Origin of the sequence: Citrobacter cronae (assembly GCF_016893685.1) — a bacterium.
Lineage (GTDB): Bacteria > Pseudomonadota > Gammaproteobacteria > Enterobacterales > Enterobacteriaceae > Citrobacter > Citrobacter werkmanii.
The window spans coordinates 944,077-957,021 of sequence record NZ_CP069763.1; the positions used below are offsets into that span (position 1 = coordinate 944,077).

10 protein-coding genes and 2 pseudogenes (1 of these 12 only partly in view) are annotated in these 12,945 nt (G+C 54.2%); 9 read left to right on the forward strand and 3 right to left on the reverse strand.

Annotation, left to right across the window (positions count from 1 at the left end):
• Position 1 precedes the first annotated feature (1 nt).
• Together envZ and ompR are read right to left on the reverse strand one after the other, a co-directional pair.
• Entirely contained in the window at positions 2 to 1,354 is a 1,353-nt protein-coding gene (envZ, locus tag JSN25_RS04235; protein ID WP_042311918.1) for a two-component system sensor histidine kinase EnvZ, read from the reverse strand.
• The gene (gene ompR / locus JSN25_RS04240; RefSeq protein WP_001157751.1) at positions 1,351 to 2,070 is read right to left on the reverse strand and encodes an osmolarity response regulator transcription factor OmpR; all 720 of its coding nucleotides are present in this window, start codon (positions 2,068 to 2,070) and stop codon (positions 1,351 to 1,353) included. Before ompR ends, envZ begins: the two co-directional genes overlap by 4 nt.
• A 225-nt stretch (positions 2,071 to 2,295) precedes the next feature.
• Between ompR and greB the strand changes: the two genes are divergently transcribed.
• The 6 genes and pseudogenes from greB to JSN25_RS04270 all read left to right on the forward strand — a co-directional run.
• Entirely contained in the window at positions 2,296 to 2,769 is a 474-nt protein-coding gene (gene greB / locus JSN25_RS04245) for a transcription elongation factor GreB (protein ID WP_003023524.1), read from the forward strand.
• A gap of 98 nt (positions 2,770 to 2,867) precedes the next feature.
• Positions 2,868 to 5,201, forward strand: a complete 2,334-nt coding sequence (locus JSN25_RS04250) for a Tex family protein (RefSeq protein ID WP_204525465.1) — start codon at positions 2,868 to 2,870, stop codon at positions 5,199 to 5,201.
• A gap of 375 nt (positions 5,202 to 5,576) precedes the next feature.
• Complete coding sequence (gene feoA, locus JSN25_RS04255) at positions 5,577 to 5,804, forward strand: ferrous iron transporter A (RefSeq protein WP_003023519.1); 228 nt, start codon at positions 5,577 to 5,579, stop codon at positions 5,802 to 5,804.
• An 18-nt stretch (positions 5,805 to 5,822) separates the two neighbouring features.
• Positions 5,823 to 8,141 (forward strand): Fe(2+) transporter permease subunit FeoB, encoded by a 2,319-nt coding sequence (gene feoB, locus JSN25_RS04260; protein ID WP_038634892.1) that lies wholly within the window; start codon positions 5,823 to 5,825, stop codon positions 8,139 to 8,141.
• 11 nt (positions 8,142 to 8,152) lie between these two features.
• Entirely contained in the window at positions 8,153 to 8,389 is a 237-nt protein-coding gene (gene feoC, locus JSN25_RS04265; RefSeq protein WP_069323799.1) for a [Fe-S]-dependent transcriptional repressor FeoC, read from the forward strand.
• 70 nt (positions 8,390 to 8,459) lie between these two features.
• Positions 8,460 to 9,092: pseudogene (locus tag JSN25_RS04270) on the forward strand (Rpn family recombination-promoting nuclease/putative transposase); the annotation flags it as partial.
• Between the two features lie 43 nt (positions 9,093 to 9,135).
• Here the strand turns inward: JSN25_RS04270 and bioH are convergent.
• A complete protein-coding gene (bioH, locus tag JSN25_RS04275; protein ID WP_085049012.1) occupies positions 9,136 to 9,906 on the reverse strand; it encodes a pimeloyl-ACP methyl ester esterase BioH in 771 nt (256 codons plus the stop codon).
• Positions 9,907 to 9,943: 37 nt separating this feature from the next.
• On the opposite strand from bioH, the gene gntX reads away from it, so the two are divergent.
• The 3 genes and pseudogenes from gntX to gntT all read left to right on the forward strand — a co-directional run.
• Positions 9,944 to 10,627 carry a DNA utilization protein GntX gene (gene gntX, locus JSN25_RS04280; protein WP_085049013.1) on the forward strand — a complete coding sequence of 228 codons (684 nt, stop codon included), beginning with the start codon at positions 9,944 to 9,946 and terminating at the stop codon, positions 10,625 to 10,627.
• A gap of 58 nt (positions 10,628 to 10,685) precedes the next feature.
• On the forward strand, positions 10,686 to 11,261 hold the full coding sequence (gene nfuA, locus JSN25_RS04285; protein WP_003023509.1) for a Fe-S biogenesis protein NfuA: 576 nt from the start codon (positions 10,686 to 10,688) through the stop codon (positions 11,259 to 11,261).
• Between the two features lie 368 nt (positions 11,262 to 11,629).
• Positions 11,630 to 12,945, forward strand: a pseudogene (gene gntT / locus JSN25_RS04290) (gluconate transporter) (its annotated part continues 41 nt past the right edge of the window); the annotation flags it as partial.

The following is a 12,945-nucleotide window of genomic DNA, read 5'->3' on the forward strand; positions in this document are numbered from 1 at the left end:
CTTATGCGTCTTTCGTGGTGCCCTGCGCACGAGTGAAGGGAACCGGAAGCCAGGCGCGAATCGACAACCCACCCCGCTCGCTGGTGCCAATTTCCAGCATACCGTTATGGTTATCGATAATACGCTGCACAATCGCCAGCCCCAGGCCCGTACCGCTGGTACTACGCGCGCTATCGCCGCGGACAAACGGCTGGAACAGATGTTTACGCTGTTCCGGCTTGATGCCCGGACCATCATCTTCCACCTGGAACCAGGCGCGATGCGGCTCCATACCGCTACTGACCTTAATCCAACCGTTACCATAGCGGGCGGCATTCACCACCATATTGGCAACCGCACGCTTGATCGACAGCGGATGCATCTTCACCTGAATGTTGCCCGGCAGCAGCGCAGTCTCAATTTCCCGCTCATAGCCGCTTTCCGCCGCGACCACTTCGCCTAACACCGAGTTCAGATCCGCCATCTCCATCGGCATCTCCTGACCGGTACGCAGGTAATCGATAAACTGCTCGATAATAGCGTTACACTCTTCGATGTCCTTATTGATGGACTCTGCGAGATAACCGTCTTCCTCGCCCATCATTTCCGTCGCCAGACGGATACGCGTCAGTGGAGTACGTAGATCGTGACTCACCCCCGCCATCAGCAGCGTACGGTCATCGGCCAGTTGCTTCACGCCTGCCGCCATATGGTTAAAGGCACGGGTAACGGAACGCACCTCAGAAGCGCCATACTCACGCAACGGCGGCGGAATAATACCTTTCCCCACCTGCAACGCCGCATGTTCAAGATCCACCAGCGGTCGGTTCTGAATACGAATAAACAACCATGCGCCGCCGATGGCCAGCAGCATGATCGCCAACGTATAGCGGAACAGCGGCGAAAAATCACCCTGATGGATTTCAGTCAGCGGCACACGTACCCAGATATTGGGCGACAGCCAGGTTTTCAGCCACACGACCGGCGAGCTTTTGTTGACCTCAACGCGGACTTCGGTCGGGCCACCCAGCTGCTGCGCCATCTGATGGCTTAAGAATTCATAGTGTTGCGCCCAACGCAGTCCGGCCTCTTCAGCGGCCTCGTTGGAATAGAGGGAAATACCCAACTCACGATAAATTTCCCGGCGGAACGCGGGCGGCACCACCAGTTGCGTACCGTCCTCCAGTTGCAGTTTATCGGTCATCAGCATACGAACTTCGTAAGCCAGGACCTTATTAAACTGCTGGAGGCTCGGCAAAATCGCGAAGTTCAGCACGACCAGGTAAGTCGTCACCAGGCTGGCAAACAGCAAGGTGACGATGAGCAATAATGTGCGGGCAAACGAACTTCGTGGCGAGAAGCGCATTCGCCTCATGCTTTAGAACCGTCCGGAACAAAAACGTAGCCCAGGCCCCATACGGTCTGGATATAACGCGGATGCGCCGGATCTTCTTCCACCATACGGCGCAGACGAGAAATCTGTACGTCGATGGAACGTTCCATCGCCGAGTATTCACGACCACGAGCCAGGTTCATCAGCTTGTCGCGAGACAGCGGCTCACGCGGGTGGCTTACCAGCGCTTTCAGTACCGCAAATTCCCCGCTGGTGAGCGGCATCGGTTCATCTTCGCGGAACATTTCACGCGTACCGAGGTTCAGTTTGAACTTACCAAAGGCAATAACCGCTTCTTCCTGAGAAGGTGCGCCCGGCAGTTCGTTCGCCTGACGACGCAGTACGGCACGAATACGCGCCAGCAGTTCACGCGGGTTAAACGGTTTCGGAATGTAATCGTCAGCGCCGATTTCCAGCCCTACGATACGATCAACTTCTTCACCCTTCGCGGTCACCATAATGATCGGCATCGGGTTGCTTTGGCTGCGCAGGCGACGGCAAATAGACAGGCCGTCTTCACCCGGCAGCATTAAATCCAGCACCATCAGGTGGAAGGACTCACGGGTCAGCAGACGATCCATCTGCTCAGCGTTTGCGACGCTTCGAACCTGGAAGCCCTGCTCGGTCAGATAACGTTCCAGAAGCGCACGTAAGCGCATGTCGTCATCGACCACCAGAATCTTATAGTTCTCTTGCATTGTTATTACTCCCAAAGGTTCGCAACAATTAAGTGTATATTCTTAAGAAAGCTCACGTGAGTCACCAGCGAATTCTGGTATGAATTCCAGGCTAAATTGTTACAAAGCATATTAAACAGCAGCTTAAGTATACAATGTTTCTCGCAATACATTATTTATTCTGTTGATATGCTCACGTAATACTAATTGTGCGCATCATCACAGAGTTGAAGGTAAAACAATAAGATGAAAACGCCCCTGATAACCCGTGAAGGGTATGAAAAACTCAAACAAGAACTGAATTATCTCTGGCGTGAAGAGCGCCCGGAAGTCACCAAAAAGGTCACCTGGGCCGCAAGTCTGGGCGACCGCAGCGAAAATGCCGACTACCAGTATAATAAAAAGCGCCTGCGCGAAATCGACCGCCGCGTTCGTTATTTGACCAAGTGCATGGAAAATCTGAAAATCGTCGATTACTCCCCGCAACAGGAAGGGAAAGTCTTCTTTGGCGCATGGGTCGAGATTGAAAATGACGATGGCGACATCCGCAAATTCCGCATTGTCGGCTACGATGAGATCTTCGGCCGTAAAGATTACATCTCTATCGATTCGCCAATGGCGCGGGCGCTGCTGAAAAAAGAGGTCGGCGATCTCGCGGTAGTAAACACCCCAGGCGGCGAAGCCAGTTGGTACGTAAACGAGATCGAATACGTGAAGTGAGACCGGAACAATCCGAAGCCCCCGTAGATGACTGGCATTTTTGCCAGTCAATCCGTATAACTATCCCCTGATTTTTTATCCTATAGACGAAGCTATCCATGATGAATGATTCTTTCTGCCGCATTATCGCAGGTGAAATTCAGGCTCGTGCTGAACAGGTAGAAGCTGCCGTTCGCCTGCTTGATGAAGGGAACACCGTGCCGTTTATCGCACGTTATCGTAAGGAAATCACCGGCGGTCTGGACGATACGCAATTGCGTAATCTGGAGACCCGTCTGGGATATCTGCGTGAACTGGAAGACCGCCGTCAGGCGATCCTGAAATCTATCGGCGAGCAAGGCAAACTGACCGACGATCTGGCGAATGCGATCAACGGTACGTTAAGTAAGACCGAACTCGAAGATCTCTATCTGCCGTACAAACCCAAGCGCCGCACCCGTGGGCAAATCGCCATTGAAGCCGGGCTGGAGCCGCTGGCTGACCTGCTGTGGAACGAACCCTCCCACGACCCGGAAACGGAAGCCGCCAAATACCTCAACGCCGAAAACGGCGTGGCGGACACCAAAGCCGCTCTCGACGGCGCGCGCTACATTCTGATGGAGCGTTTCGCAGAAGACGCCGCGCTGCTGGCAAAAGTTCGTGATTACCTGTGGAAAAACGCGCATTTGGTTTCTACCGTGGTCAGCGGTAAAGAAGAGGAAGGGGCGAAGTTCCGTGACTACTTCGACCACCACGAACCGATTTCTACCGTGCCATCCCACCGCGCGCTGGCCATGTTCCGTGGGCGTAACGAAGGCATGTTACAGCTTTCATTGAATGCCGATCCGCAATTCGATGAGCCGCCAAAAGAGAGCCACGGCGAGCAGATTATCCAGGAACATCTGGGACTGCGCCTGAATAACGCACCTGCCGACAGCTGGCGTAAAGGCGTGGTGAGCTGGACGTGGCGCATCAAAGTGCTGATGCACCTTGAAACCGAGCTGATGGGTACCGTGCGCGAACGTGCGGAAGATGAAGCGATTAACGTCTTTGCCCGCAACCTGCATGACCTGCTGATGGCCGCCCCAGCCGGACTGCGCGCCACAATGGGCCTCGATCCGGGTCTGCGTACCGGGGTAAAAGTGGCTGTGGTTGACGGTACCGGCAAACTGGTCGCTACCGATACCATTTACCCACATACCGGTCAGGCCGCCAAAGCCGCCATCGCCGTTGCGGCGTTGTGTGAAAAATACAACGTTGAGCTGGTGGCGATTGGTAATGGTACGGCGTCGCGCGAAACCGAGCGTTTCTTCCTCGACGTACAGAAACAGTTCCCGCAAGTCACCGCGCAGAAAGTAATCGTCAGCGAAGCCGGCGCGTCAGTGTACTCCGCTTCTGAGCTGGCGGCGCTGGAGTTCCCGGACCTTGATGTTTCGCTGCGTGGGGCGGTGTCGATCGCCCGTCGTCTGCAGGATCCGCTGGCTGAGCTGGTGAAAATCGATCCGAAATCTATCGGCGTGGGCCAGTATCAGCACGACGTAAGCCAGACGCAGCTGGCGCGTAAGCTGGATGCGGTAGTGGAAGACTGCGTAAACGCCGTCGGCGTGGATCTGAACACCGCCTCCGTACCGCTGCTGACCCGCGTGGCGGGCCTGACGCGCATGATGGCGCAGAACATCGTGGCCTGGCGTGACGAGAACGGCCAGTTCCAGAACCGTCAGCAACTGCTCAAAGTCAGCCGTCTGGGCCCTAAAGCCTTTGAACAGTGCGCGGGCTTCTTGCGTATCAATCACGGCGATAATCCGCTGGATGCCTCCACCGTTCACCCGGAAGCCTATCCGATTGTGGAACGCATTCTGGCCGCCACCGAGCAATCGCTGCGCGATCTGATGGGCAACAGCAGCGAACTGCGCAATCTGAAAGCCGCCGATTTTACTGACGAGCGCTTCGGGGTACCGACCGTCACCGACATCATCAAAGAGCTGGAAAAACCGGGTCGCGACCCGCGTCCTGAATTCAAAACCGCACAGTTTGCTGATGGCGTAGAAACCATGAACGATCTGCAACCGGGGATGATTCTGGAAGGGGCCGTCACCAACGTCACCAACTTCGGCGCATTTGTCGATATCGGCGTACACCAGGATGGTCTGGTGCATATCTCTTCACTGTCGAATAAGTTCGTCGAAGATCCCCACACCGTGGTGAAAGCGGGCGATATTGTGAAGGTGAAAGTGCTGGAGGTAGACCTGCAGCGTAAGCGTATCGCGCTGACTATGCGTCTGGATGAGCAGCCAGGTGAAACCAACGCGCGTCGCAGTGGTGGAAATAACGATCGTACTCAGGGCAATCGCCCGGCTCCAAAAGCCGCGAAACCTCGTGGGCGTGACGCTCAGCCTGCGGGCAACAGCGCCATGATGGATGCGCTGGCAGCGGCAATGGGTAAAAAGCGCTAAGTTTAAACCATGTGCCGGATAGCGGTGTAAATACCGTATCCGGCATATTTACTATATTATCTTCTCTCTTCCTCATTATATTTATCACTTCATTAACAGATGAAACCTTAATTAAACATTAAGGATTTCAATAATTGCTAGCGCGAATCATTCGTCCCCAACCAGAATAAATATTGAGGAATATCAAAATTGGCTCAAATTATTATCTAATTGTACATTCCGTCACACTTATTCTATTGATGATAGAAACCATTCTCATTATCATTGGTTTGTTGATTATTTACTCTTTCCTTACGTTGGCTAATCATCTGGTCTCATGCCGCCCTGTCGCCCCATGAGGTAATCACCCAGTTAGCGAGATATAAGTAGGTCCCTATGCAATTCACTCCTGACAGTGCGTGGAAAATTACCGGTTTTGCCCGTGAAATCAGCCCGGCTTATCGTCAGAAACTGTTGTCACTTGGCATGCTACCCGGCTCATCCTTCAACGTGGTTCGCGTCGCCCCGCTCGGCGATCCTATCCATATTGAAACGCGTCGCGTAAGTCTGGTATTGCGTAAAAAGGATTTGGCGTTATTAGAAGTGGAAGCGGTGTCCTGTTAATACAGTGAGTCTATAAAAATGAAAAAACTAACCATTGGTTTAATTGGTAATCCTAATTCCGGCAAGACAACCTTATTCAACCAGCTCACCGGCGCGCGTCAGCGTGTAGGCAACTGGGCTGGCGTTACCGTTGAGCGTAAAGAAGGTCATTTCGCCACGACGGACCATCAGGTCACGCTGGTCGACTTACCCGGCACCTATTCACTGACGACAATCTCGTCGCAGACCTCTCTTGATGAGCAAATCGCCTGCCACTACATTTTAAGCGGCGACGCGGATCTGCTGATCAACGTGGTCGATGCCTCAAACCTTGAGCGCAACCTCTACCTGACGTTGCAACTGCTTGAGCTGGGCATTCCCTGTATCGTCGCTCTGAACATGCTGGATATTGCTGAGAAACAGCAAATCCGTATCGATATCGACGCCCTCTCCGCCCGTCTTGGCTGCCCGGTGGTTCCGCTGGTCTCCACCCGCGCCCGCGGCATTGAAGCGTTGAAGCTGGCGATCGATCGCTACAAGGAAAACGACACCGTCGAACTGGTGCATTATGCCCAGCCGCTGCTGCAGGAAGCCGATTCCCTCGCTGACGCGATGGCCAAAGATATGCCGCTAAAACAACGCCGCTGGCTGGGCCTGCAAATGCTGGAAGGCGATATCTACAGCCGTGCCTACGCCGGTGAGGCCGCGCAAAACCTCGATGCCGCCATTGCGCGTCTGAGTGAAACAATGGACGATCCGGCGCTGCATATCGCCGATGCGCGTTACCAATGCATCGCCGCAATCTGCGATACCGTCAGTAATACCCTGACGGCAGAGCCGAGCCGTTTCACCACCGCGGTGGATAAAATCGTCCTTAACCGCTTCCTCGGGTTGCCGATTTTCCTGTTCGTGATGTACCTGATGTTCCTGCTCGCCATTAACATTGGCGGCGCACTGCAGCCGTTATTCGATGTGGGTTCCGTGGCGCTGTTTATTCATGGTATTCAATGGATTGGCTATACGCTGCACTTCCCGGACTGGCTCACTATCTTCCTGGCGCAAGGTCTTGGCGGCGGGATTAACACCGTGCTGCCGTTGGTGCCGCAAATCGGCATGATGTACTTGTTCCTCTCTTTCCTTGAAGACTCCGGTTACATGGCGCGCGCTGCGTTTGTGATGGACCGTCTGATGCAGGCACTGGGACTGCCGGGCAAATCGTTTGTCCCGCTGATAGTCGGCTTTGGCTGCAACGTACCATCGGTGATGGGCGCCCGTACGCTGGATGCGCCACGTGAACGTCTGATGACCATCATGATGGCGCCGTTTATGTCCTGCGGCGCACGTCTGGCGATTTTCGCCGTCTTTGCCGCGGCTTTCTTTGGTCAGAACGGCGCGCTGGCGGTCTTCTCGTTGTACGTACTGGGTATCATCATGGCGGTGCTGACCGGCCTGATGCTCAAACACACCATCATGCGTGGCGAAGCAACACCGTTCGTCATGGAGCTGCCGGTGTACCATGTGCCGCACATCAAGAGCCTGATTATTCAGACCTGGCAACGTCTGAAAGGCTTCGTGCTGCGTGCCGGTAAAGTGATTATCATCGTCAGTATTTTCCTCAGCGCCTTTAACAGCTTCTCGCTAAGCGGGAAAATCGTCGATAACATCAACGACTCTGCTCTGGCTTCCGTCAGCCGCGTCATCACCCCAGTCTTCAAGCCGATTGGCGTCCACGAAGATAACTGGCAGGCAACCGTCGGTCTGTTCACCGGTGCGATGGCAAAAGAGGTGGTTGTCGGTACGCTGAACACGCTTTACACCGCAGAAAACATTCAGGAAGAAGAATTCAATCCGGCAGATTTCCACCTCGGTGACGAGCTGTTCAGTGCGGTGGATGAAACCTGGCAAAGCCTGAAAGACACCTTCAGCCTGAGCGTTCTGGCCAACCCTATTGAAGCCAGCAAAGGCGACGGCGAGATGGCTACAGGCGCAATGGGCGTGATGGGCGAGAAATTTGGCAGCGCCGCCGCCGCGTACAGTTACCTGATTTTCGTGCTGCTGTATGTCCCGTGCATTTCAGTGATGGGGGCTATCGCACGTGAATCCAGCCGTGGTTGGATGGGCTTCTCGATCCTGTGGGGCCTGAACATCGCCTATTCACTGTCAACGCTGTTTTATCAGACCGTCAGTTACAAAGCGCATCCGACTTACAGTCTGGTCTGCATCTTAGCCGTCATTCTGTTTAACATCGTGTTGCTGGGTCTACTGCGCCGTGCCCGCAGCCGGGTGGATCTCTCACTGCTGTCAACCAACAGAACGGCTAGCTCCTGCTGTTCCAGTACCACTGGCGATTGCCACTAAGGTCGTCAACGATGGCATCGCTTATTCAGGTTCGTGATTTACTGGCGCTGCGGGGGCGTTTGGAGGCAAAGCAAATTAGCCACACGCTGCATACCCCGCAGCCAATGATTGACGCCATGCTGAATCAGTTAGAAAAGATGGGCAAAGCGGTGCGGATTCAGGAAGATGCCGATGGGTGTCTGTCCGGAAGCTGCAAGAGTTGCCCGGAAGGTAAAGCCTGCCTGCGCGAGTGGTGGGCTTTGCGCTAGTTTGCCGCTCCTGCCGGATGGCGCTACGCTTATCCGGCCTACAAATGGCAGCAAACATCCAGACCATATTTTGGCTGCGGGCCATAAGAAACTACCGTTGGTGATCCCCATACTTTTTTATCATGGCACCGTCAGCCCATATCCATATTCACTCTGCTGGCTGGACGAATTTGACGACCTGGAGGCAGCCAGACCACTTTATGCCACAGCATTTCCATTGGTCGATATCACCGTTGTGCCCGATGACGAGATCATGCAGCACCGCCGGATGGCGCTGTTGGAGCTCATCCAAAAGCATATTCGTAAACGCGATTTGATGGGGTTAGTTGAAAAACTCGCCATCCTGCTTGTTAAAGGGCATGCTAATGACAACCAGTTGAAAGCCCTGTTTAATTACCTGATGCAGGCCGGGGACACCGCGCGTTTTAGCGAATTTATTCACCAGGTCGCCGAACGTTTACCTCAACATAAGGAAAAGTTGATGACTATTGCCGAAAGATTACGTCAGGAAGGGCACCTTAATGGTCTTCAGGAAGGTCACAGGAAAGGGTTACGAGAGGGGTTACGAGAGGGTTTGCAACAAGGCAAACGAGAGGAAGCTCTGCGCATTGCAACAACCATGCAGGCTGATGGCACAGACCCGCTGACCATCTGCAGAATCACCGGCCTGACCGCTGAGGATCTGGCTACGTGCAGCCATTAATCACCAACCCGGCAGTATGATTCCACCGGGCAAAACAGCGGATTTATAGCCGCTGTTTTAACGCCACCAGCACTAAGCAGAACTCCGTCGGATGTGAGATAAACGGCGCATGCGCCGCTTTGGCAAACACCAACGACTCGCTTTGCGGCCACAAGGTATCCAGCATCGGGACGACTTTGCGCGGAACCAAACCATCAAGATAACCGTACATCCGCAGAAAAGGTATATCCACAGAACATAACGGCTCACGCAGATCGACCGTTTTCAGGATCTCCAGCCCGCCATTAAGCACCTCGACGTCCGGCATGGGTAATGCCAGCACCGTTTTCTTCAGCGCTCGCGCATCCTGACGCGCGGTTTCAGTACCCATCGTTTGCAAGGCCAGAAAACGCTCAACCGTCCGCTGGAAATCTTCGCTCAACTGTTGCTGGAAACCGGCCAGTACTTCCGGCTTAATGCCCGGCCATTCGTCGCGCGCGCTAAAACAAGGTGAGGATGCCACGGTAACCAGCGCCTGAACACGCTCAGGATGCGTTAACGCCACCTGACTGGCGACCAGCCCCCCGAGACTCCAGCCGAGCCAGATGGCTTTCTCCGGCGCCTGTTTTAATACCCGCCCGGCCATCTCTTCCAACGACATTGCGCCGAATCCCTGGCTACGACCAAATCCCGGCAAGTCGACAAGATGCAGCGTGAAATGCGAGCTCAGTTCCTCACTTATGCAATGCCATACTTCCGCGTTCAGTCCCCATCCGTGCAGCAGCACAAGATGGCAATTTCCCGAACCCTGGGTCTGCCACCAGATGTCATTCATCAGTTATTGTTCTCTTTTAGCCTGAAAGGATGCATCTATGCTAACAGTACCAGGATTGTGCTGGCTATGCCGAATGCCGTTGACGTTGGGGCACTGGGGGATCTGTTCGGTTTGCACGCGGGCAACGCGTCAGCCTCTCTGCCGGTGTCCTCAATGCGGACTACCTGCCGCACATCCTTCGCTTCCCTGCGGTCGTTGCCTGCAAAAACCCCCGCCGTGGCAGCGTCTGATCGCCGTCAGCGACTATATTCCTCCGCTGAGCGGACTTATCCACCAGTTTAAGTTTTCACGCCGCAGCGAAATGGCCAGTGCTCTTTCACGTTTACTGTTGCTGGAGGTATTACAGGCCCGGCGCGTCAGCGCTCTTCCTCTGCCGGACAGAATAGTTAGCGTCCCGCTCTGGCAACGCCGACACTGGCGCAGAGGATTTAATCAGAGTGATTTACTGTGTCGCCCTTTGGCGCGCTGGCTTGGATGCGACTGGGACAGGCAGGCCATCACACGGGTTCGGGCCACCGCCACACAACACTATCTCAGCGCCAGATTACGCAAACGTAACCTGAAAAATGCCTTTCGCCTTGAATTGCCGGTGCAGGGACTCCATATGGTTATTGTGGATGATGTCGTCACTACCGGAAGTACCGTCGCGGAAATCGCGCAGCTGCTTTTACGCAACGGCGCGGCGACTGTCCAGGTATGGTGCCTGTGTCGAACCTTGTAGAGCCTCGATGATGGGCGTATTATAACCAAGTAAAATAGTCAACTATTAGGCCATTACTATGATCCATATTTCCGATGCTGCACAAGCGCACTTTGCCAAACTGCTGGCAAATCAGGAAGAAGGGACACAAATTCGCGTATTTGTGATTAATCCCGGCACGCCTAACGCTGAATGCGGCGTTTCTTATTGCCCGCCCGACGCCGTGGAAGCAACCGACACCGCCATTAAATTTGACCTGCTGACCGCATATGTTGATGAACTGAGCGCACCGTATCTGGAAGATGCAGAAATCGATTTCGTTACCGACCAGTTAGGCTCCCAGCTGACGCTGAAAGCGCCAAACGCCAAAATGCGTAAAGTTGCCGATGATGCGCCGCTGATGGAACGCGTAGAGTACATGCTGCAATCGCAGATCAACCCACAGTTGGCAGGCCATGGTGGCCGCGTCTCTCTGATGGAGATCACCGATGAAGGCTACGCCATTCTGCAATTTGGCGGCGGCTGTAACGGCTGTTCAATGGTAGATGTAACGCTGAAAGAAGGTATCGAGAAACAGCTGCTGGCTGAATTCCCTGAACTGAAAGGCGTTCGCGATTTAACCGAACACCAGCGTGGTGAGCACTCTTACTACTAACGACCAGACCTGCAAGGCCCGATCAGGCGCATCCGCGTCGCCATCGGGCATTGATGCCGGATGGCAGCGTAAACGCTTTATCCGGCCTGCACCCTTACATTTCTCTGCATGTCCCCTGCAACAACTCCGCTATAATTTGACCCGCCTCTCATAATTTAAATTTTGCCTGCTCAGGTGATTTTCAAGCGCCGCATGTTACCCGTATCATTCATATCAGCACCTAACACACCCATAACAGCCAGCTAAACTAATTAGTTTTGACGGTAATCAGCATTGGTGCTGTGAATACTCGGTTCCCGGTCGGGACAATCGGAATTTGTCATCTAAACACTGACGTTACCCATAACAAAGTAAAGGCCAGGTAAATCATGCCATTAGTCATCGTTGCTATCGGTGTAATCTTGTTACTTCTCCTGATGATCCGTTTCAAAATGAACGGCTTCATCGCTCTCGTCCTGGTGGCGCTTGCTGTCGGATTGATGCAAGGGATGCCGCTGGATAAAGTCATCGGTTCTATTAAAGCCGGCGTCGGCGGAACCCTTGGCAGCCTCGCCCTGATTATGGGTTTTGGCGCCATGTTGGGCAAAATGCTGGCGGACTGCGGCGGCGCACAGCGCATCGCCACCACGCTGATTGCTAAATTCGGCAAAAAACACATTCAGTGGGCGGTAGTATTAACCGGTTTCACCGTCGGTTTTGCCCTGTTCTACGAAGTCGGCTTCGTACTGATGCTGCCGCTGGTGTTCACGATTGCCGCGGCGGCAAACATCCCGCTGCTGTACGTTGGTGTCCCGATGGCTGCTGCGCTGTCCGTCACGCACGGTTTCCTGCCGCCTCACCCGGGTCCGACTGCTATCGCCACCATTTTCCACGCAGATATGGGTAAAACCCTGCTGTTTGGTACGATTCTGGCCATCCCGACCGTTATTCTCGCCGGTCCGGTGTACGCGCGCTTCCTGAAAGGCATCGATAAGCCAATCCCGGAAGGTTTGTACAGCGCAAAAACCTTCACCGAAGAAGAGATGCCAGGCTTTGGCGTCAGCGTCTGGACCTCTTTGGTTCCGGTTATCCTGATGGCGATGCGCGCCGTCGCGGAGATGATTCTGCCTAAAGGTCATGCTTTCCTGACGGTTGCAGAATTCCTTGGCGACCCGGTCATGGCTACGCTTATCGCGGTGCTGATTGCGATGTTCACGTTTGGTCTGAACCGTGGACGTTCGATGGATCAGATTAACGACACGCTGGTGTCCTCAATCAAAATCATCGCGATGATGCTGTTGATCATCGGTGGTGGCGGTGCCTTCAAACAGGTTCTGGTTGATAGCGGCGTGGACAAATACATCGCTTCAATGATGCACGGCTCGAACGTTTCTCCGCTGCTGATGGCATGGTCTATCGCTGCGGTACTGCGTATCGCGCTGGGTTCCGCAACCGTTGCAGCTATCACCGCAGGTGGGATAGTGGCGCCGCTGATTGCGACGACCGGCGTAAGCCCTGAGCTGATGGTTATTGCAGTCGGTTCCGGCTCCGTCATTTTCTCCCACGTGAACGATCCTGGCTTCTGGCTGTTCAAGGAGTATTTCAACCTGACTATCGGTGAGACCATCAAGTCATGGTCAATGCTGGAGACCATTATCTCCGTCTGCGGTCTGGTAGGTTGTCTGCTGCTGGGTATGGTGGTCTG